Annotated in this window: 18 protein-coding genes; 6 read left to right on the forward strand and 12 right to left on the reverse strand. The window is 72.7% G+C overall.

From position 1 onward, the window contains the following. Nucleotides 1-18: 18 nt before the first annotated feature. Complete coding sequence (locus ACZ6SD_RS18590) at nucleotides 19-1,089, reverse strand: amidohydrolase family protein (protein ID WP_465318171.1); 1,071 nt, start codon at nucleotides 1,087-1,089, stop codon at nucleotides 19-21. Next, a complete protein-coding gene (gene ffh / locus ACZ6SD_RS18595; RefSeq protein WP_465318172.1) occupies nucleotides 1,086-2,630 on the reverse strand; it encodes a signal recognition particle protein in 1,545 nt (514 codons plus the stop codon). Before ffh ends, ACZ6SD_RS18590 begins: the two co-directional genes overlap by 4 nt. Nucleotides 2,631-2,823: 193 nt before the next feature. On the opposite strand from ffh, the gene ACZ6SD_RS18600 reads away from it, so the two are divergent. Next, nucleotides 2,824-3,072 (forward strand): hypothetical protein, encoded by a 249-nt coding sequence (locus ACZ6SD_RS18600; protein ID WP_465318173.1) that lies wholly within the window; start codon nucleotides 2,824-2,826, stop codon nucleotides 3,070-3,072. Nucleotides 3,073-3,430: 358 nt separating this feature from the next. Here the strand turns inward: ACZ6SD_RS18600 and ACZ6SD_RS18605 are convergent, their stop codons facing one another. The 3 genes from ACZ6SD_RS18605 to ACZ6SD_RS18615 are packed head-to-tail and all read right to left on the reverse strand — an operon-like array spanning nucleotide 3,431 to nucleotide 7,481. Further along, nucleotides 3,431-5,812, reverse strand: coding sequence for a [protein-PII] uridylyltransferase (locus tag ACZ6SD_RS18605; RefSeq protein ID WP_465318174.1), 2,382 nt, complete (start codon nucleotides 5,810-5,812; stop codon nucleotides 3,431-3,433). 3 nt (nucleotides 5,813-5,815) lie between these two features. Next, on the reverse strand, nucleotides 5,816-6,154 hold the full coding sequence (locus tag ACZ6SD_RS18610) for a P-II family nitrogen regulator (RefSeq protein ID WP_091449549.1): 339 nt from the start codon (nucleotides 6,152-6,154) through the stop codon (nucleotides 5,816-5,818). 4 nt (nucleotides 6,155-6,158) lie between these two features. Further along, entirely contained in the window at nucleotides 6,159-7,481 is a 1,323-nt protein-coding gene (locus ACZ6SD_RS18615) for an ammonium transporter (RefSeq protein ID WP_465318209.1), read from the reverse strand. Nucleotides 7,482-7,703: 222 nt separating this feature from the next. On the opposite strand from ACZ6SD_RS18615, the gene ACZ6SD_RS18620 reads away from it, so the two are divergent. After that, nucleotides 7,704-8,366, forward strand: coding sequence for a (2Fe-2S)-binding protein (locus ACZ6SD_RS18620; RefSeq protein WP_465318175.1), 663 nt, complete (start codon nucleotides 7,704-7,706; stop codon nucleotides 8,364-8,366). A gap of 9 nt (nucleotides 8,367-8,375) precedes the next feature. On the opposite strand, the gene alc is transcribed toward ACZ6SD_RS18620, so the two are convergent. From alc to ftsY, 5 genes are read right to left on the reverse strand one after another with little or no spacing between them, the layout of a single operon-like run. Further along, nucleotides 8,376-9,431, reverse strand: coding sequence for an allantoicase (alc, locus tag ACZ6SD_RS18625; protein ID WP_465318176.1), 1,056 nt, complete (start codon nucleotides 9,429-9,431; stop codon nucleotides 8,376-8,378). Beyond that, nucleotides 9,428-10,750 (reverse strand): allantoinase AllB, encoded by a 1,323-nt coding sequence (gene allB / locus ACZ6SD_RS18630; protein ID WP_465318177.1) that lies wholly within the window; start codon nucleotides 10,748-10,750, stop codon nucleotides 9,428-9,430. The genes alc and allB overlap by 4 nt, the downstream gene beginning before the upstream one ends. Beyond that, nucleotides 10,747-12,141 (reverse strand): DUF6986 family protein, encoded by a 1,395-nt coding sequence (locus ACZ6SD_RS18635; RefSeq protein WP_465318178.1) that lies wholly within the window; start codon nucleotides 12,139-12,141, stop codon nucleotides 10,747-10,749. Before ACZ6SD_RS18635 ends, allB begins: the two co-directional genes overlap by 4 nt. A gap of 1 nt (nucleotide 12,142) precedes the next feature. Further along, nucleotides 12,143-13,717 (reverse strand): malate synthase A, encoded by a 1,575-nt coding sequence (gene aceB, locus ACZ6SD_RS18640; RefSeq protein ID WP_465318179.1) that lies wholly within the window; start codon nucleotides 13,715-13,717, stop codon nucleotides 12,143-12,145. 47 nt (nucleotides 13,718-13,764) lie between these two features. Then, nucleotides 13,765-15,279: a signal recognition particle-docking protein FtsY gene (gene ftsY / locus ACZ6SD_RS18645; protein WP_465318180.1), complete on the reverse strand. Its 1,515-nt coding sequence runs from the start codon at nucleotides 15,277-15,279 to the stop codon at nucleotides 13,765-13,767. A gap of 136 nt (nucleotides 15,280-15,415) precedes the next feature. Here ftsY and ACZ6SD_RS18650 point away from each other — a divergent pair, with 136 nt between their 5' ends. Genes ACZ6SD_RS18650 through ACZ6SD_RS18660 form a run of 3 tightly spaced genes read left to right on the forward strand, consistent with a single transcriptional unit; the run spans nucleotide 15,416 to nucleotide 18,677 of the window. After that, entirely contained in the window at nucleotides 15,416-16,612 is a 1,197-nt protein-coding gene (locus tag ACZ6SD_RS18650) for an anhydro-N-acetylmuramic acid kinase (protein WP_465318181.1), read from the forward strand. Next, the gene (locus ACZ6SD_RS18655) at nucleotides 16,599-18,116 is read left to right on the forward strand and encodes a sodium:solute symporter (RefSeq protein WP_465318210.1); all 1,518 of its coding nucleotides are present in this window, start codon (nucleotides 16,599-16,601) and stop codon (nucleotides 18,114-18,116) included. Before ACZ6SD_RS18650 ends, ACZ6SD_RS18655 begins: the two co-directional genes overlap by 14 nt. Before the next feature lie 9 nt (nucleotides 18,117-18,125). Continuing rightward, nucleotides 18,126-18,677 (forward strand): dihydrofolate reductase family protein, encoded by a 552-nt coding sequence (locus tag ACZ6SD_RS18660; protein WP_465318182.1) that lies wholly within the window; start codon nucleotides 18,126-18,128, stop codon nucleotides 18,675-18,677. 10 nt (nucleotides 18,678-18,687) lie between these two features. Here ACZ6SD_RS18660 and ACZ6SD_RS18665 read toward each other — a convergent pair whose 3' ends face one another. Next, complete coding sequence (locus tag ACZ6SD_RS18665) at nucleotides 18,688-20,091, reverse strand: FAD-binding protein (RefSeq protein WP_465318183.1); 1,404 nt, start codon at nucleotides 20,089-20,091, stop codon at nucleotides 18,688-18,690. Nucleotides 20,092-20,163: 72 nt separating this feature from the next. Then, nucleotides 20,164-21,081 carry a GNAT family N-acetyltransferase gene (locus tag ACZ6SD_RS18670; protein ID WP_465318184.1) on the reverse strand — a complete coding sequence of 306 codons (918 nt, stop codon included), beginning with the start codon at nucleotides 21,079-21,081 and terminating at the stop codon, nucleotides 20,164-20,166. 72 nt (nucleotides 21,082-21,153) lie between these two features. Between ACZ6SD_RS18670 and ACZ6SD_RS18675 the strand changes: the two genes are divergently transcribed. After that, nucleotides 21,154-21,471, forward strand: coding sequence for a GNAT family N-acetyltransferase (locus tag ACZ6SD_RS18675; protein WP_465318185.1), 318 nt, complete (start codon nucleotides 21,154-21,156; stop codon nucleotides 21,469-21,471). Nucleotides 21,472-21,473 lie beyond the last annotated feature (2 nt).

Consider the following 21,473-nt stretch of genomic DNA (forward strand, 5'->3'; position numbering starts at 1 on the left):
TCGGCCCGCGAAACGGGATCAGCCGACTACTCGTCCTCTCAGGATGATTCTGGTCGGCGCGCGCAGCACGTCGAGATCCGCGCGGGGATCACGGTCGAAAGCGAGCAGATCCGCCGCCGAGCCCTCCTCAAGGCCGGACCAGCCGAGCCAGCCGCGGGCCGACCACGACGCCGCGCCTATCGCCTGCTCGGCGGTAATGCCCGCGCGGTGCAAGGCGACGATCTCGTCCACGATCCGGCCGTGCGCGATGCCGCCGCCCGCGTCGGTGCCCGCGTAGACGGGCACGCCCGCGGCCACGGCCTCGGCGACCATCGCGCCCGCGCGGGCGTGCAGGTCGAGCATGTGCTTGGCGTAACCGGGGAACCGGCCCGCGCCAGCGGCGATGCCCGGGAAGTTCTCGATGTTGATCAGGGTGGGCACCAGCGCGGTGCCGCGCGCGGCCATCTCGGCGATGACCTCGGCGGACAGGCCGGTGCCGTGCTCGATGCAGTCGATGCCCGCGTTGACCAGGCCGGGCAGGGCGTCTTCGCCGAAGACGTGCGCGGTGACCCGGGCGCCCGCCTCGTGCGCGACGGAGATCGCCTTGGCCAGCACGTCGTCGGACCAGAGCGGGGCCAGGTCGCCCTGGTCGCGGTCGATCCAGTCGCCGACCAGCTTGACCCACCCGTCGCCGTAGGCCGCCTGCTCGGCGACGACCTCGGGCAGCTGCTCCGGCTCGATCTCCACGCCCAGGTGCCGGATGTAGCGGCGGGGGCGGGCCACGTGCCTGCCCGCCCGGATGATGCGCGGCAGGTCCAGCCGCTCTTGCAGCGGCCGGGTGTCGATGGGCGCGCCGCAGTCGCGGATGAGCAGGGTGCCCGCGTCCCGGTCGGTCTCGGCCTGCGTCGCCGCGGTGTCGAGGTCGACCGGGCCGCCCGGGCCGATGCCGACGTGGCAGTGCGCGTCGACCAGACCGGGCAGCAGGTAGCCGCCGTCCACGACCGTCTCCGCGTTCGGCACCGGCTGGGTGCGCACGCGGCCGTTGACCACCCACAGATCGCGTTCGTCGTGGCCGGGCAGGACCACGCCACGCACGTGCAGCGCGGTCATTTGCTCTTGGGGAACTTCAGCTTCGACGGATCGAAGCCGGGTGGGAGACCGTCGAGCCCGCCGAAACCGGGGGGCATGCCCGTCGGGTTCGGCGGCATGCCGGACAGGTCGGGCATGCCACCGGGGAAGCCGGGCATACCGCCGCGCACACGGGGCGGCGTCGGGCCGCGGCCCTTGCCCTTCTTCCCCTTCTTGCCCTTCTGCTTGCGCTGGTTGGCCCGGTTGCCGCCGGGCATCCCGAAGCGGCCCGCCATCTGCTGCATCATCTTGCGGGCCTCGTAGAACCGGTTCACCAGGTCGTTGACCTCGCGGACCTCGACGCCGGAGCCCTTGGCGATGCGCAGCCTGCGGGAGGCGTTGATGATCTTCGGGTCCTGCCGCTCGCCGGGCGTCATGCCGCGGATGATCGCCTGCAGCCGGTCGATGTGCTTCTCGTCCACCTGGGCGAGCGCGTCCTTCATCTGGCCAGCGCCGGGAAGCATGCCGAGCAGGTTCGCGATCGGGCCCATCTTGCGCACGGCGAGCATCTGCTCAAGGAAGTCCTCCAGCGTCAGCTCGCCGGAGCCGATCTTCGCCGCGGCCTTCTCGGCCTGCTCCTGGTCGAAGTGCTGCTCGGCCTGCTCGATCAGGGTGAGGACATCGCCCATGCCGAGGATGCGCGAAGCCATCCGGTCGGGGTGGAACGCGTCGAAGTCCTCAAGCTTCTCGCCGTTGGAGGCGAACATGATCGGCGCGCCGGTGACCTCGCGGACCGAGAGCGCCGCGCCGCCGCGCGCGTCGCCGTCGAGCTTGGTCAGCACCACGCCGGTGAAGCCGACGCCGTCGCGGAACGCCTCGGCCGTGGTCACCGCGTCCTGGCCGATCATCGCGTCCACGACGAAGAGGACCTCGTCGGCGGCGACCGCGGCCTTGATGTCGGCCGCCTGCCGCATCAGCTCCTCGTCCACGCCGAGGCGGCCCGCGGTGTCCACGACGACGATGTCGTGCTGGCTGCGGCGGGCCTCATCGATGCTGCGCCGGGCCACGTCCACGGGGTTGCCGACGCCGTTGCCCGGCTCCGGGGCGAACACGGTCACCCCCGCGCGCTCGGCGACGACCTGGAGCTGGGTGACGGCGTTGGGGCGCTGGAGGTCGCAGGCGACCAGCATCGGCGCGTGGCCCTGGCCCTTGAGCCAGCGGGCCAGCTTGCCCGCCAGCGTCGTCTTACCGGCGCCCTGGAGACCGGCGAGCATGATGACCGTGGGCGGGGTCTTGGCCAGATTCAGCCGCCGGGTCTCGCCGCCGAGGATGCCGATGAGCTCCTCGTTCACGATCTTGACGACCTGCTGCGCCGGATTCAGCGCGGCGGAGACCTCCGCGCCCTTCGCGCGCTCCTTGATCCGCGCGATGAACGTGCGCACGACCGGCAGCGCGACGTCGGCCTCCAGCAGCGCGATCCGGATCTCGCGCGCGGTGGCGTCGATGTCGGCGTCGGTCAGGCGTCCCTTGCCCCGCAGGTTCTGCAGGACCGAGGTGAGCCGATCGGAGAGGGTGTCGAACACGGGTGCGGCACTCCAGCCATGCGGTGTCGTCGTCGGACGGCCGCACGCGGTGCGGCTACTGGTCGAGGGTAGTCGCCCGGGGAACCCGACCGCTCGGACCTCCGCCGATCGGCCTGTGGATAACTTCCGACGGCCGTCTCCGCCCGGTGCTAGCTTCGATTCAAAGACCCACTACGACCAGGGGAGACGCACGGTGATCGGGATCGGGGCGAGGGAGCGGGAGGCGGGCCCGCTGGCGGCGCCCGCTGCCGCGCTGCTCATCGCCGCGGCCGCGATCGCGGTCTTCGCCATGGTCTTCACCGGGCTGCCGCCTGCCGTGGTCGTCTTCGGCGCGGTGATGTCCAGCGTGGTCTTGTGGCCCCGGCGAAGCGACTCGCGGCGCAGGCCGGGCGGCTCGCTCCACCGGCGATTCGGCTTGAGGCACCGGCGAAGCGACTTCTGACGCCGGTGGAGCGCCCCGCGCTTGTGGTGGGGCGGCTTGGGGCACCGACGGGGCGACTCGCGGCGGCCGAGGAGCGACCCGCGGGTCCGGCGGGGCGACTCGCGTGATCGGTGGTTCGCCAGGATGGGGCCCGACCCCTCGACGGGCCCCTTCCCGGCAGCTGTCTCGCCGAGCAGGGCGGTCCCTCTCCCGCTGATCCGCCCAACCCCCCGGTTCGGGCGGGCCCCCGAACCGGGTTCCCTGTCCGCCCTGCTCGGCGTGACAGGACAAAGATTGCCCTGGTTAGCCGGGCGGTCCCAGCGTGATGGCCCGTGAGTGGGGCTGAGTAGCACTACTCAACCCGGCACGGGGGCCTTCCTCACCGGCTGGCGCGCAGGACCGCTGTCTCCACTGTTCGACGCCAGCCCGCGGTGGCTCCGGGGGCGAAGCCGAACGAGTCCACCGCGGAGCCGCCCATGGTGGCCACCCGCGCCCAGAGCACGTCCACGCCGCACTTCTCCAACGCGGCGGCGACGCCGTGCAGGAGGCCGATGCGGTCCGCCGCGCGGAGTTCCAGGACCACGGCGCCGGAGTCGGGGCCGCCCGCCTCGTGGTCGAACCAGAGGACCTTGGGGTCCGGGGCGTCTTCGACGCGGCCGCCGTAGTCGCGTTCCTTGGCGGCCAGTTTCTCGGCCAGGGGGAGGGAACCGGCGATGACTCGGGCGTACTGCTCGCGCAGGAGGGCCGGGTCGGGCATGGAGCCGAAACGGGGGGTCACCGAGAACACCCCGACGGCGACGCCCTGGTGGGTGGCGACGGTCGCGGCGTGGACCTCCAGGGAATTGAGGGCCAGCACGCCCGCGGACTGCGACAGCACGCCGGGGCGGTCCTTGGTGACCAGGGTGACCGTGGACAGCCGGTCCACCGTGTCGACCAGCACGTCCGGTTTTCCGGACGCCGCTGTGGACTCGGCGAGGGCGCGTTGGGCCGCGTCCAGGGGCACCGGCTCCGGCAGGGGGCCGCCCGCCATCGCGGTGCGGCAGCGGGCGACCAGGTCGGCGGTGAGGCGGGCCTTCCAGTCCGTCCAGACGCCGGGGCCGGTGGCCAGCGAGTCCGCCTCGGTGAGGGCGTGGAGCAGTTCCAGCAGAACCGGGTCGCCGTCGACGGTGTCCACGACGCGGCGGACGGTGTTCTCGTCCTCGATGTCGCGGCGGGTGGCCGTGTGCGGGAGAAGGAGGTGGTGGCGAACCATCGCGGAAAGGGTGTCCACGTCCTGTTTGGACAGTCCGAGCCGGTGGCCGACCTGGGTGGCCAGGGCGGCGCCGACAACCGAGTGGTCCTGGTCGCGGCCCTTGCCGATGTCGTGCAGGAGCGCGCCGATGAGCAGCAGGTCCGGGCGGGACACCGAGGTCACCAGGCGCGCGGCGTTCACCGTGGTCTGCACAAGGTGGCGGTCGACGGTCCACACGTGCGCCGCGTCGCGCGGCGGGAGGTCGCGGACCGCGCCCCACTCGGGGAACAGCCGCGCCCACAGGCCGGTGCGGTCGAGGGCCTCCACCACGTCGGTGAGGCCCTCGCCAGCGCCGAGCAGCGCCACCAGGTCCTGGCGGACCTCCGTGGGCCACGGGGCCCTGGGCTCCGGGGCGGACTCGCCGAGGCGGGTCAGCGCGGCGGGGGCGATGGGGTGGCCGGTGCGGCCCGCGGCGGCGGCCACGCGCAGCAGCAGGCCGGGGTCCTTGCCGGGGTCGGCGTCGCGGGCGAGGGCGACCTCGGCGCCGTGCAGCACCACCCCCTCGTCCAGCGGACGGCGCTCCGGGGCCCGGCGCAGGACGCCGAGCACCTTGCGGGCGGGCGCGGCCGCGCCGGTCGAGCGCAGGGCCACGTCCAGCGCGTAGGCGACCGCGCGGCCCGCGCCGGACAGCGCGCGGGCGAGGGCGAACCGGTCGCCGAGGCCGAGGACGGCGGCGATCTCGTCACCGTCCTGCGGGCGGAGCACGTCGCGGGCGCGCCCGGCGATGCGGCGCAGCTCGGTGCGGGTGTCGAGCAGCAGCGTGTGCGCCTGGGCGACCTCGCCGCCGGGGCGGTCGATGAGCTGCGCCAGCGCGAGCGCGTCGAGGATCGCCAGGTCGCGGAGGCCGCCTCGGCCGTGCTTGAGGTCCGGCTCGACCCAGTGCGCGACCTCGCCCGCGCGCTGCCAGCGCTTGCGCACGGACTCGATCAGCTCGCCGAGCCGCTTGCGGACCCCGACCCGCCACTGGTCGCGGGCCGCGGTGGCGAGCCGGACGGTGATCTCGGCGTCGCCCGCCATGTGCCGGGCGTCGAGCAGGCCCATCGCGGTGCGCAGGTCGCTGGCCGCGACGTCGAGCGCCTCGCCGACCGTGCGCACCGAGTGGTCCAGCCCCACGCCGGAGTTCCACAGCGGGTACCACAGCTTCTCGGCGATCCCGTCGACGGCTTTGCGGCCGTCGTGCACCAGCACCAGGTCGAGATCCGAGAACGGGACCAGCTCCCGCCTGCCCAGCCCCCCGACGGCCAGCAGGGCGACCCCTTCGCCGCGACCGCCGACCCCGGCCTGCGCCGCGTGCGCGGTGAGCCAGAACTCGTGCAGGTCGGCCAGCGCTTCCCGCAGGGCGGCCGGGCCCAAACGGTGCCCCGACGGGCCGGACCTGGCCCCCGTGCCCGCGCCGAGCAAACGGTCGCGGGCGAGGACCAGGTCCGCCGCTGTCGGGGTTGCGGGTGTTCCGCGTTCCCCCTTTGTCATGTGCTAGATCGCGTCCGTGCCGCGCTCTCCGGTGCGAACCCGGACAACGGTCTCCACCGGCGTGACCCAGACCTTGCCGTCGCCGATCTTGCCCGTGCGGGCCGCCTCGACAACCGCGTCCACGACCTTGTCGCCGTTGGTGTCGTCGGCGAGGACCTCGATGCGGATCTTCGGCACGAAGTCGACCGAGTACTCAGCGCCCCGGTAGACCTCGGTGTGGCCCTTCTGCCTGCCGTAGCCCTGGACCTCGCTGACGGTCATGCCGAGCACGCCGATCTGCTCCAGCGCGGCCTTCACATCATCCAGGGTGAACGGCTTGATGATCGCCGTAACCAGCTTCATGACCTCAGCCTTCCTTGCCTGCGTTAGCGGAGACCTTCTGGGCATGCACGTCGGCGGTCTTGCCCGTGACGCCGCCGCCACGGAGGCTGGAGAACTCGTAACCGCTCTCGGCGTGCTCCGCCTCGTCGATGCCGGTGGCCTCGGCTTCGGCGGAGACCCGGAAGCCGATCGTCTTCTGAATGATAAAGGCGATGATCAGCGTAAGCACGAACGAGTAGGCCATGACCGCGACCGCGGCGATCACCTGCTTGCCCAGCAGACCCAGGCCGCCGCCGTAGAACCAGCCGTCCTTGCCCAGCGAGTTCACGCTGGTGGTGGCGAAGAAGCCGATCGAGACGGTGCCGATCAGGCCGCCGACGAGGTGGACGCCGACGACGTCGAGCGAGTCGTCGTAGCCCAGCTTGTACTTGAGGCTGACCGCCAGCGCGCAGACGCCGCCCGCGATGAGGCCGATGGCCAGCGCGCCCAGCGGGGTCACGAAGCCCGCGGCCGGGGTGATCGCGACCAGGCCCGCGACCGCGCCGGAAGCGGCGCCCAGGGTGGTGGGCTTGCCGTCGCGGATCTGCTCCACGATCAGCCAGCCGAGCACCGCGGCCGCGGTCGCCGCGGTCGTGGTCACGAACGCCACGCCCGCGAGGTCACCGGCGCCGAGGGCGGAACCGGCGTTGAAGCCGTACCAGCCGAACCACAGCAGACCCGCGCCCAGCAGGACGAACGGCAGGTTGTGCGGACGCATGGGCTCACGCGGCCAGCCCTTGCGCTTGCCCAGGACGAGGACGAGGGCCAGCGCCGCGGCGCCCGCGTTGATGTGGACCGCGGTGCCACCGGCGAAGTCGAGCGCGCCGAGCTTGTTGGCGATCCAGCCGCCGACGAAGTCGGTGCCGGTGGTCCCGTTGAAGTTGAACACCCAGTGCGCCACCGGGAAGTACACGATCGTGGCCCACACCGCGATGAAGATCGTCCAGGCCCAGAACTTGGCGCGGTCGGCGATGGCGCCGGAGATCAGCGCCGCCGTGATGATCGCGAACATCAGCTGGAAGACGAGGAAAACGAGGTGCGGGATCTGGTGGCCGTCGACCCACGGCGCGTTCGGGTCGGCGGGCGCGGTGCCGAACAGGCCGCCGACGGTGCCCTTGAGCCCGGTGAAGTCGAGGCCGCCGAGCAGGCCGCCCCCGAGGTCGTTGCCGAAGGCGAGGCTGTAGCCGTAAAGCACCCACAGCACCGTCACGACGGCCAAAGAGATGAAGCTCATCATGAGCATGTTGAGCACGCTCTTAGCGCGCACCATGCCACCGTAGAAGAATGCGAGGCCGGGGGTCATGAGCATGACAAGAGCCGCGCTCACGAGCACCCAGGCTGTATCTCCTGCGTTCACATCGTCCTCCCGTGAACCTGTTGATTGCCGGGAAGCATCGAGCCGCCCTGTTTCGCGGGATCGCGTGTCAGGTTTCAGCCCGGTGAACTACCGGCCAGGACGTGTTACAGACATGTTTCCTACACGGGTCGTGAACGATCGACTACAGAAGCGCACCTGTAACTTGACTTCGCGATGACCGACGTGCGGCACGTGTACCGGATCCTGGACGCCAGGCTGCCCCACCACGCGGGCGCGGCCACGGCGGGACTGGCCCCGACCTCGGTGGACGCGCTCGGCGACCGCCGGTGGGTCGCGGCGCAGATCGCGGCGGCGGGGCGGCTCTACCGGTGCGGGGACCAGACCGTCCTCGGTGTCCTGTGGTGGTACTCGGCGAGTTCGGTCCTGGTGGCCCCGACGGTGGAGTCACTCCTGGTGACCGGATTGGCGCTGGATCCCACCCGGGCGCGGCTGTACCTGCACCCGGATGGGCGACTGCTGGCGGCCAGATCGGACGCGGTGTGCCCAGCTCCCGGTCCGGCGCTGCGGGCGGTGCTGTCGTCGGCGATCGACTGTGTTGCCGAGTTAACCGGAGCGCGGGGCCGCGCGCTGTGGGCCGTGGCGGGTGACTCGCTGTCCAACCGGGTGTTATGGGCGGGTGGCACGCCTGCCGACGCGGTGAAGTTGGTCGCGGCCAGCGGGCCGATGCCGGTTCCGCGTTTCGTTTCCGTTGGCGGGCGGAATATCGTCCGGCGGGCGTCCTGCTGCCTGATCTACGCGGCGACCGGCGGCGAGAAGTGCGTTTCCTGCCCTAGGCAGGCGCCAGCGGAACGGATGCGCCGACTGCGCGCTCTGTGATGGCCGCGCTCATTTCTCACTCGACTCGGTGAAACGGGCGCGGAAATCCGCTTGGCCCGCCGCGGTGAGCGCGCCGTGCAGGCGGAGGCGGGCCATGCCGCCGTCGGGGTGGATGTCGAGGCGCACGTGCGTGGTTTCCGGCGAGCCGGTGAGCGGGAAGCGGTGGCGGGTGTCCGGTTGCAGGCGCGTGCGGGGCAGCAGCGGAAACCAGGCCCCAGGGTCGTCAAGGTCGGGGTCACTGATCGTCTTGTCGCTGCCGGTCGCGTTGTGGCCGGTCAGGGTCGCCCAGCCGGGGGCGTTGCCCTTGAAGTGCGTGGTGTCGAGTTCGGCGAAGCGCACCACGCCCGCGGCCGCGAGGGCCACGACCACCCAGTCGTTGCCGCCGTCGCGTCGGCGGGCCGTCTCCCAGCCCTCGCCCATGACGGCGGCCTGCCCGGGGGCCAGCAGGTTGCTGGGCGTCGAGTAGAACATGTTGCTGCACCCGACGATGTGGCCGCCGTTCTCCAGGGCGGCGAGGTCCAGCGCGGTCAGGTCGAGCAGCGCCGGGTCGGCCACGGGCTCGCCGTGCGCGCGCAGCCTGGCCACGCCGCCGTCCGGGTGGATCGTCAGCCGCAGGTGGGTGTAGCGCCGCCGCGCGCGGGGACCGGTGACGTCGAAGAGGTTGCGCGAGTCGCCCTTGAGTTCGGCGTGCTCGACCAGGACGTCCCACTCCGCGGCCTGGAGTTCGTCCGGGCTCGGGTATCCGGCCACGGCGCAGGCCGAGACAGTGCAGGCGGGCGGGTAGTTGCCGGTGAAGAACGCGGTGTCCACCACGACGCCACGGACGCGGCCGGGCAGGCCCAGCCGGATCACGGCGTGGTCGTCGCCGGGCTCGCGCCGCCGCCGGGTCTCCCAGCCGTCGTAGACCTGGCCCTTGTGGCCGAAGGTCGCCGGGCGGAACCCGGGCGCGGCGGGGGTGATCAGGTTCTCCCGCTCGGCGAAGGTCTCGTCGTTGGCCCACACCACCGACCCGCCGAACCGGCGCGAGGCCAGGTCCGGCAGGCTCACCCAGGCTCGCTCGGTCACGCGTGGCCCCTCTCCAGCAGTCGGCCGCGCGGGTCGTCGCCGGTCACCTCGACGCCGCGCAGCCAGGTGGACCGGACGACGCCGCGCAGGCGGGCGCCGTGGTAGGCGGTGACCGGGTTGCGGTGGCGCAGCCGCGCGGCGTCCACAGTGAACTCTTCGTCGGGCGCGAACACACACAGGTCCGCGTCGTTCCCGGGGCGGATGCGGCCTTTGCGGCGCAGGCCGACCAGGTCGGCCGGGCCGGCGGCCATCCAGCGGGCCACCTCGGGCAGGCCGATCCCCCGGTCGCGCGCGGCCGTCCAGACCGCGGGCAGCCCCAGTTGCAGGCTCGCGATGCCGCCCCAGGCCGCGGCGAAGTCGCCGGTGTCGGGGCGCTTGAGCTCCGGCGTGCAGGGCGAGTGGTCGCTGACCACGATGTCGATCAGGCCGTCGACCAGGCCCTGCCACAGCGCGTCGCGGTTGGCGGCCTCGCGGATCGGCGGGCAGCACTTGAACTGGGTCGCGCCGTCGGGAACGTCTTCGGCGGCGAAGGACAGGTAGTGCGGGCAGGTCTCGACGGTCAGCCGCACGCCGTCGCGGCGGGCGGCCTCGATCAGCGGCAGGGCGTCCGATGAGGACAGATGGACCACGTGGACCCGGCCGCCGGTGGCGCGGGCGGCCTCGATGAGCAGCCCGATCGCGGCGTCCTCCGCCGCTCTCGGCCGGGAGGCGAGGAAATCCGCGTAGGCGCGGCCGGGCGGCGGGTCGGTGATCGCGGTCGCGTCCTCGGCGTGCGCGATCAGCAGCGCGCCCAGGCCCGCGAGCACGCCCAGGTGCTCGCGCAGCTCGGTGGGGGCGAGGTGGCCGAACTCCGGGACGCCGGAGTCGAGCAGGAAGCACTTGAAGCCGAACACGCCCGCCGCGTGCAGCGCCGCCAGCTCCCCCGCGTTTCCCGGGACCGCGCCGCCCCAGAACCCCACGTCCACGTGCGCCCGGCCCTGGGCCGCGGCGCGCTTGGCCGCCAGCGCGGGCAGGTCCGTGGTCGGCGGGACGCTGTTGAGCGGCATGTCCACGATCGTGGTCACCCCGCCCGCCGCAGCGGCGGCGGTCGCGCTCGGGAAGCCCTCCCACTCGGCGCGGCCGGGGTCGTTGACGTGCACGTGCGTGTCGACCAGGCCGGGCAGCAGCACCTCGTCGTCGGCCAGGTCGATCACGCGGGCGTCGCCGACCGGCGCGTCGAACGGGTCTACCGAGACAATGCGACCCGCGCGCACGCGGACGCAGGCCGCGGTCTCGCGGTCGGTGATTACCCGGGCCGCGCGGAAAACCAGGTCCGTCACTCGCCAGGCCCTGTCTCGGAGTGCCGGTGCGGGTCAGTCGTGATCGGGGTGGTTCCTGGCGGTGCGGGCGCGGCGGCGCTCGTACCGGTGTTGTCCTTGGGCGTCGCGGCCGTGCCGTCAGGGGCCGCATCCGGCGCGGCTGGCGCGTGCCAGCACTTCGAGACAGGGCCTGGCCTCCGGCGCTCGATCAACGCGGTCAGGTCGTCCACGCTCAGCCCCGAGTGGCCCGCGGCCTCTTCCGCGCTCAGTGCGCCGCAGTCGACGGCCCGGCGCAGCGACCGGGCGAGCGCGGCGGCGGTGGCGGGCTCGTCGAGGACCGCGCCGCCGGTCCGGGCGACATAGGCGGCGAGCCGCCTGCCGTTCGCCTCGGCGGACTCCAAGTGGTAGGCGTACGCGGCGGCGTAGCGGGTGACCAGCTGCGCCGGGTGCAGGTCCCAGCCCTGGAAGAAACCGTGCTCCAGCGACCGCCGCACCAGCCGGTAGTGCGTGCGCCACCCGTGCGCGACGGCCTCACCCACCGGGAGCACGTTGGTCGAGCCGTCGGACAGGCGCACGCCGGTGCCCGCCGCGCCGACCTGCATGGCGTGCCGGGCGAAGTCGCAGGCCGGGTGTGCGAGGTGCTGCTGGGCGGCGCCGAGCCCGCAGGCCGCGGTGTAGTCGTAGGTGCCGAAGTGCAGGCCGCACACCCGGCCCTGGCCCGCGGCGATGAGACCGGGGATGGCGAACCGGCCGGTGTGGTCGATGACAGCCTGGGTGGTCTCAATCTGGATCTCGAACCGCAGCGCCCCCTCGGCCAGGCCGAGCCGTTTCTCCAGCACCTCCAGCGCCTGCGCGAGCGCGGAGACCTGCTCGGGCGCGGTCACCTTGGGGAAGGTGAGCGCGGGCGCGCGGCCGAGGGCGGTGAGCACGATGTCGAGGGTGCGCAGGCCGCGGCGCAGCAGGTCGGGGGTGTCGAACGACTTCATCCGGATTCCCGCGCTTGCCAGGGGCCACGTGCCCAGCAGCAGGGCGGCGCGCTCGGCGTCGGCGTCCTCGGTGTCGTCGGCGCGGACGCCGTAGCCGTCCTCGAAGTCGACCCGCAGGTCCTCGACGGGCTCCGCGGCCAGCTTCGCGCGCACCCGGTCGTGCACGGTCGCGGCGAGCGGCACGGGCAGGCCGACGATCCCGGCGAGGGCGGCGGGGTCGGGGGCGTGCTCGTCCAGCGCGGCCAGCGCCTCGGCGCCCCACCGCGCGGGCAGGTCGTCGGTGAGCCGGTCGGCGGGGACGTAACAGGTGTGCACGGGCTGCCGGTCAGGCGATTCCCCGGGGTAGCGGCGGGCGCGGGCGCGGTCCGAGTCGGCCAGGTCCGCCAAGAGCCCGGTCACCAGCGCGCCGTCGAGGGTCGTCCGCACGTCAGATCCGCTCGTAGGCGGGGATGGTGAGGAAGTCCGGATAGTCGTCGGCGAGCGCTACGTCCGCGAAGAGGTCGACGGCAGTGTTGACCGTGTCCTGGGGAAGGTCGGTCAGGGACGCGCGGACATCCGCGAGGACCGCGCGCACCAGTTCGGCGGTGACCTTGTCGCCGGTGTCCAAGACGACCCCGTTGTGCGCCCACTGCCAGATCTGGGAGCGGGAGATCTCGGCCGTGGCGGCGTCCTCCATCAGGTTGTGGATGGCCGCCGCGCCGTTGCCCGACAGCCACGAGACCAGGTACCGCACGCCGACGTCAACGGCCGCGCGCAGTCCTTCCGCGGTGGCCCTGCCGAGGATGGCGGCCACGTCGAGCAGGTCGGCCGCCCCGACCGAGACGTCCTCGCGCAGGCGGTCGAGCTGGTTGGGGCGGTCGCCGAGCACGGCGTCGAACATCTCCCGGCACACCGGGACCAGGTCGGGGTGGGCGACCCACGAGCCGTCGAACCCGTCGTTCGCCTCGCGGCCCTTGTCTTCCCGGACCTTGGCCAGCGCCCGCGCGGTGACCTCCGGGTCCCGGCGGTTGGGGATGAAGGCGGCCATGCCGCCCATGGCGAACGCGCCCCGGCGGTGGCAGGTCTTCACCAGCAGCTCGGTGTACGCGCGCATGAACGGCGCGGTCATGGTCACGCTGTTGCGGTCAGGCAGCACGTATCGCGAACCGGCGTCGCGGAAGTACTTGATAAGACTGAACAGGTAGTCCCACCGGCCCGCGTTAAGACCCGACGCGTGGTCGCGCAGCTCGTAGAGGATCTCGTCCATCTCGAACGCGGCCGGGATGGTCTCGATGAGCACGGTGGCGCGGACGGTCCCGCGCGGGATGCCGAGTTCGCGCTGGGCGTGGGTGAACACCTCGTCCCACAGCCGCGCCTCCCGGTGGCTCTCCAGCTTCGGCAGGTAGTAGTACGGCCCGGCGCCGCGGGCGAGGGCGGCCCGCGCGTTGTGGAAGAAGTGCAGCCCGAAGTCGACCAGCGCGCCGACCGCGCGCTTGCCGTCGATCAGGATGTGCTTCTCGTCCAGGTGCCAGCCGCGCGGGCGGACGACGATCACGGCGGGGCGGACCCGGGGGTCCAGCGCGTAGCGCTTGCCCTGGGGTGAGGTGAACGCGATCTCGCCGCGCACGGCGTCGTAGAGGTTCACCTGGCCGGAGACGACGTTGTGCCAGTGCGGGGTGTTGGCGTCCTCCAGGTCGGCCAGCCAGACGCGGGCGCCGGAGTTGAGCGCGTTGATCGCCATCTTGCGCTCGGTGGGGCCGGTGATCTCGACCCGGCGATCGGCCAGGGCGGGCGGAGCCGGTGCCACCCGCCACTCGGACTCGCGGACCTCGCGCGTCTCGGGGAGGAAATCGAGCCCGCCGTCCCGGGCGGCGCGCTCGCGGCGCTCGACGCGGGCGGCCAGCAGCTCAGCGCGCCGGTCGGCGAAAGCGGCGTGCAGCCGCGCCACGAACGCCAGCGCGCCGGGGGTGAGGATTTCCGCGCCCCGCTCGACCGGCCCACCCAGCACCTCGATCTCGGCCATGGGGACCATAGTGGCCCCCTGCCGCCGGTTTTGGTACCAGGCGGGGATCAGCCGAGCAGGGCGTCAACGAAAGCCGCCGGGTCGAACGGCGCCAGGTCGTCGGCGCCCTCGCCCAGGCCGACCAGCTTCACCGGGACGCCAAGCTCGCGCTGGACCTGGAAGACGATGCCGCCCTTGGCGGTGCCGTCGAGCTTGGTGAGCACGATCCCGGACACGTCGACCACCTCGCCGAACACCCGGGCCTGGGTGAGGCCGTTCTGCCCGGTGGTGGCGTCGAGGACGAGCAGCACCTCGTCCACCTTGGTCTGCTTCTCCACCACGCGCTTGACCTTGCCCAGCTCGTCCATCAGGCCGGTCTTGGTGTGCAGCCTGCCCGCGGTGTCGACCAGCACGGCGTCCACGCCCGCGCCCCGGCCGCGCTTGACCGCGTCGAACGCGACGGCGGCGGGGTCGGCGCCCTCCTTGCCGCGCACGACCTCGGCGCCCACCCGGTCGGCCCAGGTCTGCAACTGGTCCGCGGCGGCGGCGCGGAAGGTGTCGGCCGCGCCGAGGACGACCGTGCGGCCGTCGGCGACCAGGACGCGGGCGAGCTTGCCCGTCGTGGTCGTCTTGCCGGTGCCGTTGACGCCCGCGATCAGCACCACGGCGGGCTGCCGGTCCGCGCCGTCGCCGTGCGGGAGGGCGCGGACGGCGCGGTCCATCTCCGGGTGCAGCGCGTCGATCAGCACCTCGCGCAGCAGGGCACGGGCCTGCTCGGCGGTCCGCACGCCGCGGGCGACCAGTTCGGTGCGCAGCCGGATCACGATCTCCTGGGTGGTGGCCGCGCCGAGGTCGGCGAGCAGCAGGGTGTCCTCGACGTCGGTCCAGGAGTCCTCGTCCAGGTCGCCCGCGCCGAGCAGGCCGAGCAGTCCTTGGCCCAGCGTCGACCGGGAGCGGGAGAGCCTGCCGCGCAGCCGCTCCAACCGGCCCGAGGTGGGCGCGATCGGCTCGACGGGCTCCGGTTCCCGCTGCGCGGGGATGCGCTCGGTCTCCGGTTCAGCCTGGACGGGGATGCGCTCGGTTTCCAGCTCCCCCTGGACCGGGATCTGCTCGGTCTCCGGTTCGGCCGTCCTGGGTTCGGCGATCTCGGGCTCGGTCGACGGCTCGCCCGCCGCGGGCTCGGCGACCTCGGTGGCGCCCGGCGCGGCGCCGGACAGGGTGGCGTCGGGGAGAGTCACGTCGACGATGCCGCGCTTCTCGGAGTCGCGCGGGACCGCGGCGTCGTCGCCGACGCCGGGCTGTCCGTCGACCTCGGTGCGCTCGCCCGCCGGGTGGACCGGCGGCGCTGTCGGAGCTGCTGGAACTGTCGGGGCGGCTGGGGTGTTCTTGGGCCCGCCGGGGGCGAGGCTGATGCCGCCGCCCGCCTGGTAGCCGCCGCCCTTGGGCTTGGGCTTCTCGGTGATCTCGGGCTTGGGCTCGCCAAGGCTGATCCGCCTGCGCCGGGCCAGCACGACCCCGGTGACCAGGGCGGCGACCAGCAGCGCCAGGACGACGACGAGGATGACGATCACGGTGTCCGACACCGGGCCATCCTCGCATCCCGGCCGAACGCCCCGCTTGCCGCCGCGCGCAGTGGACGACAAACCAAGTGGAGTAAATCTTGGTCAATAACCAACTCAAGCCTTGCGCGGGCCGCCACTGTGCAATAGACCACAGATCATGGGCTGGCAGCGAGTGGTCGGGTTGATCTCCGGCACGTCGATGGACGGCGTGGACGCCGCCGTCGCCGACCTGCGGCTGCGCGACGGGGTGATCGAGATGGTCCCGGTGCGCCACCGCGAGACCCCTTACCCCGGGTCGCTGGGCGCGGACCTGCGGGCGGCGCTGCCGCCCAACGTCTGCACCGCCGAGCGGCTGTGCAGGCTCGACACCGAGGTCGGGCACGCGTTCGCCGTCGCGGCGGTGGCCGCCATCGGCGCGGGCGGCGCGGACCTGGTCTCCTCGCTCGGGCAGACGGTGTTCCACTGGGTCGAGGCGGGCCTGTGCCGGGGGACGCTGCAACTGGGCCAGCCCGCGTGGATCGCCGAGGCGACCGGCCTGCCGGTGGTGGCCGACCTGCGGGCCCGCGACGTGGCCGCGGGCGGGCACGGCGCGCCGCTCGCGGTCGTCTTGGACCGGCTGCTGCTCGCCGACCCCGACACCACGATCGCCGCGCTGAACCTCGGCGGCATCGCCAACGTGACGATCCTGGCTCCGAGCCTGCCCGCGCTCGCCTTCGACACCGGCCCGGCGAACGCTCTGCTCGACGCCGCCACCCGGCTGCGCACCGGCGCCGACCGCGACACCGACGGCGCGTTGGCCGCCCGCGGCGCGGTCCGCCACGACCTGCTCGACATCCTGCTGACCGACCCGTACTACGCCGCGCCGCCGCCGAAGTCGACCGGCAAGGAGCACTTCCACGCCCACTACCTCGCCGACGCGCTCGCCCGCGTCCCCGACGTCGGCGACGCCGACCTGCTGGCGACCCTGGTGGCGCTGACCGCGACGACGGTGGCGCGGGTGTGCCGCCCGCACGGCGTGCGCCGGGTGCTGGCCTCCGGCGGCGGGGTGCGCAACCCGGTCCTGATGGCCGCGCTGGCTTCGGCGCTGGCGCCCGCCGAGCTGACCACGACCGACGCGCTGGGGCTGCCCGCCGAGGCCAAGGAGGCCTACCTCGCCGCCCTGCTCGGCTTCCTGACCTGGCACGGTGTGCCCGCGGACCCGGCGTCGGGGGCGGACGGCCCGCGGCTGCTGGGCAGCATCACCCCCGGCCGCTTCCCCGCGCGCTGGCCCGACCCGGTTCCCAGTCCGGTGCGCGGCCTGCGGATCGTCGACCATGTCCCCGAACCGGCTGGAGGCCACCGTGCGCGCCCTTGACCTCGCGATCATCGTGGTGTTCCTGGTCGGCATGCCGCTGCTGGGCGTGCTGATCGCCGGTCGGCAGAAGTCGGCTGGCGACTACTTCGTCGGCGAGGGCAAGATCTCCTGGTGGGTCGCCTGCCTGTCGGTGGTGTCGGCGGAGACCTCGACGTTGACCGTGCTCAGCGTGCCTACCGTCGCCTATCTAGGCGCGTTTACCTACCTCCAGTTAGCCATTGGCTATGTGCTGGGCCGGATAGTCGTGTCGTTCGTGCTCTTGCCGCGCTATGTCGCCGGTGACATGACCACCGCCTACAACTTCCTCGGCAAGCGGTTCGGCGCGGGGTTGCAGGGCACGGCGTCGGTGACGTTCCTGTTCACCCGACTGCTGGCGGACGGGGTGCGGCTGTTCGCCACCGCTATCCCGATCAAGGTCGTGCTCGCCGCGTACGGGGTGAGCGCGGCGTACTGGCAGATCGTGGCCGTCCTCGGGGTCGCGATGGTGGTCTACACGTTCTTCGGCGGCGTCCGCGCGGTCGTGTGGGTCGACGCCATCCAGATGCTCTGGTACGTCCTCGGCGGCGTCGCGGTGATCGTGGTGCTTTCCGGGAAGCTGCCTGACGGCTGGTTCACGGCGGCGGTGGACGCGGGCAAGACGCAGCTGTTCGACTTCACCAGCGGGCCGTTGAGCAACCCGTACTCCTTCGTGACCGCTGTTCTCGGCGGCGCGGTGCTGTCGATGGCCTCGCACGGCGCGGACCAGCTCATCGTGCAGCGGCTGATGGCGTGCAACGACGTGAAGGCGAGCCAGAAGGCGCTCATCGCCAGCGGGGTCGTGGTCCTCGCGCAGTTCGCGCTGTTCCTGCTCATTGGCACGATGCTGTGGGCGTTCTACCGCGGCCTCGACCCGGTCAAGGACCTGGGGCTCACGGCCAACGACGAGCTGTTCGCCTCGTTCATCGTCACCGAGTTGCCCAGCGGCCTGTCCGGGTTCGTGATCGCGGGCATCCTCGCCGCCGCGCTCAGCTCGTCGCTGGGCGCGCTGGCGTCCTCGACGGTCACCGACGTCTACCAGCGGGTCGTCCGGCGGCCGCTGTCCGACCGGGAACTGCTGCGGCAGGGTCGCCTGTGGACAGTGGTGTGGGCGGGCGCGCTGATCGTGTTCGCGTCCCTGTTCACCACGACCAAGAACCCGATTGTCGAGACGGCGTTGGCGATCACCGGTTACACCTACGGCGCGCTCTTGGGCGCGTTCCTGCTCGGGCTCTTAGTGCGCAAGGCGCGGCAGACGGACGCGATCATCGCGTTCCTGGCCACGGTCGCGGTGATGGCGTTCGTGATCCTCGGGCTGAAGTTCAGCAAGAGCACCGGAGCGTTCCTCGGGGTCGACTTCGCCAAGGCGTCCGGCGACTCGGTGGCGCTGGCCTTCCCCTGGTACACCCCGCTGGGCGTGGTGGTGACCCTGGTCGTGGGCGGGCTGCTCGCCCTCCGGCACGCCGCCGATCCGCCGCGTCGGCGATAGCCTGGCGACATGCGCCCCCTGCGGTACTCCATCAACGTCACCTTGGACGGGTGCTGCGATCACCGCGGCATTCCCGCCGACGAGGAGCTGCATCGGCACGCGGTCGAGAACCTCAAGCGGGCCGACGCCCTTCTCTTCGGCCGGGTGACCTACGAGATGATGGAATCGGCGTTCCGGCCGTCCGCGCGGGCGGAAGCGCGTCCTGAGTGGACGGACCCCTTCGCCCGGACGATCGACGCGGCGAAGAAGTACGTCGTGTCCAGCACCCTGGAGCGGGTCGACTGGAACGCCGAGCTGGTGCGCGGGGATCTAGGCGAGGCCGTTCGGCGGCTCAAGCAGGAGCCGGGCAAGGGACTGTTCGTCGGCGGCGTGCGGCTCCCGTTGGCGCTGACGGAGCTGGGACTGATCGATGAGTACGAGATCGTGGTCCATCCCCGGCTCGCGGGCCACGGACCGACGCTGTTCGCGGGGCTGTCGAAGCCGGTCGACCTGCGGCTCGTAAGCCGACTGGAGCTTGGCTCGGGCGCGGTGGCGATGCGGTACGAGCCGAAACGGCAGTGAAGCGGCACTGCTAGCCGAAGACGCCTTGCTCGGGGGCGAGGACGCCGCGCGGGTCGAAGCGGGACTTGGCGAGCCGGGCGCGGCGGTACTCGGCGCCGTAGTGCGCGGGCCAGTCCTCGGGCCGGGTGGGGATGGCGCTGATCGGGTATTGCTTACCGCCGACCGCGACAGCGCGGTCATACGCGGCGCGGTTGTCGGCCAAGAGCCTGCTGACCGTGGTCTCGTCAGGCGGGGCGACCATGCGCAGGATCGCGAAGAGAAAGACGACAGCGCTGTCGGGCACGGCGACCAGCGGGCGGGTCAGCAGTGACCGCGGCATCGGGTAGAGCAGGATCGGGCCGCCCCCGGTGTCGGCCGGGGTGAGGGTGGCGAGCAGGTTGAGCCACGGGCTGGGGAACTTCAGCGCCTTGAGCTGCTCGACCAGGTCGTAGATCCGGTTCAGCCAGTCGAAGTACGGCAGGTCGGCGGTCTCGGCGGTGTCCGGGGCGGGCAGGCCGCGCTGGATCTCGGCGGCGTCCGGCGCGTCGGCGCCTGAGTGGTAGACGGCGCCTTCGAGCAGGTAGCCCCACCCGCTGTCGGTCGGCACTACCTGGCCTTCCAAGTAGTCGAACCGGCCGTCAGCTAGCGCTATCCGCTGGGCGTTGGTCAGGTCGGTCAGGCGGGAATAGCCGAGCCGGTAGACGCGGGCGGTCGTCTCGGCGGGGACGAGCCGGATCGTGGCCCGGACGATGATCGCGTACTGGCCCAGGCCGCCGAGGACGACGTCGAACAAGTCCCGGTTCACCCGCGGCGAGCACCGCACCCGCTTTCCCTCGCCGGTCACGACGTCGAGTTCCAGCACGTTGTCGACCTGGAAGCCGTGGTGCGCGCTGGCGCCGCCGACCCCGCCCACCGACAGCGTGCCGCCGACCGACAGGCCCAGGTAGTCGGTGGCGACCGGTGGGGTGAGGCCAGCGGCGGTCGCGGCGCGGAACAGGTCGAGCCAGGTGACGCCCGCGTCCACGACCGCGCCGCGCGGGGTCAGCTCGTGGATCTCGGCCAGGGTGCGGGAGTCGATCACCACGCCCGCCGGGGCCTGCGCCTGCCCGAAGGTGGAGTGGGCCTGCCCGCGCATGGCGACGGCGACGCCGTGCGCGGTGGCGAACCGCACGATCCGCTCGATGTCCTCGACCGACCCCGGCCGCAGCACCGCGCGCGGCCTGCGGTGCGCGATCTGCCCGTAGTCCTCGGCCGCCTCGGCGAGCGCGGCGTCGTCGGTCACCAGTTCGCCGTCGAGGCCGGGGACCGCGACGCCGCCCGCGCCGGTCTCGGCTTCCGCCCGGGTCACCCAGCCCAGGCCCGCCGGGTCGAAGGCCACGACGACGGCCGCGGCGGCGCTGGCGGCGAGGAATCGGCGGCGGTCGACATCGGCCATCGGGCACTCCTCGCAAGCGGATGATCACACTGGGGTCGTCACCCTAACGAGTGAGAGGGGCGTGGGCCAGCCTCATTTCCGGCGGTAGCCGACCAGCTCCAGGTGCAGGTCGAAGCCCAGGGCGGCGAACATCCGCTCCGAGGCGTCGTTGCCCAGCGCGATCACCGCCGCCGCCCGCTGCCGCGCGCCGTGCCGGGCGGCGAGGGCGCGCAGCAGGGACCGGACCAGCGCCCGGCCCGCCCCGGCGTCGCGCATGTTCGGGTCGACGGCGACGTAGTCCACGTAAAGCTCCTCCTCCGCGACGAAGCCCGCCGCGTAGCCGATCAGCCCGTCGACCCCGGTCAGCACGACCACGGTGTGCCCGCGCTCCCCGTCGACCAACTGCCTGCCGTTGACGGTGCGCTGCGGGAAACACCGCTCGTGCAGCTCGACTACCTGCGCGCGGATAGCGGAATCCGCCCCGAGCACGCGCGGGCCGTCCCCGGCGTCGACAGCGGACACCAGCACCGACCGCAGCGCCGAGCCGGTCAGGGTGAACACCCGGCTCGCCGAGCCAGCCGAGAAGCCCTGCCGAGCGGCGAAATCGCCCAGCCTGCGGTTGCGGCGGTGCCCGTACAGCTCCAGATCGCCGATGCCCTTGAGGCGGGGCAGCGCCAGGGCGGCGTCGAACAGGTCGTCGGCGGTGTTGTGCCACACCTGCCTGCCCGCAGGATGGGTGGCGGGCACGTCCACGAACGGGCCGTGCAGCCACGCGCGGCCGGTCTCCGCGTCGGCGTCCACGCTCAGCACCGCGCGCACCGCGCCGGTGTCGTCGGTGCCGAGCACCGCCCCCGAGACCCAGTCCGGGGCGAACCGCCCGAACTCCTCGGCCACTTCCTCGGCGGTCACGCCGTGGTAGCCGATGTGGTGCTCGGGGTCGGCCTGCAACCGGACGAGCAGGGCGACGACGGCGGGCTGATCCGCGGTGGTCGCGGGACGGATGGCGTACATGTCCGAAATCGTGAACTCTGGGGATGGCCCCGCGCGAGCGGATTACGAGCGGACACGACGGAGGGAGACCCGGTGAGCAGTGCGGACAGGGTGGCGTCGCTCGACCTGCGCGACGAGCAGGCCAAAAGCCAGTACGAGGGCTGGCACGAGGGCAGGCTGGCCGGTTACGTCCAGTACAACCGGCTGGACGGGTCGGTCGCGCTCATGCACACCCAGGTGACCGAGGAGTTCGAGGGCCGCGGCGTCGGCGGGGTGCTGGCCCGGGCCGTCCTGGACGACATCCGGGCCAAGGGGCACACCGTGCGGCCCTACTGCCCGTTCCTGAAGGGCTGGATCGACAAGCACCCCGAGTACCAGGACCTGCTGGCCGCCGACATCCCTGCGGGCTGAGC

This window comes from Actinokineospora sp. NPDC051303 (assembly GCF_055586285.1).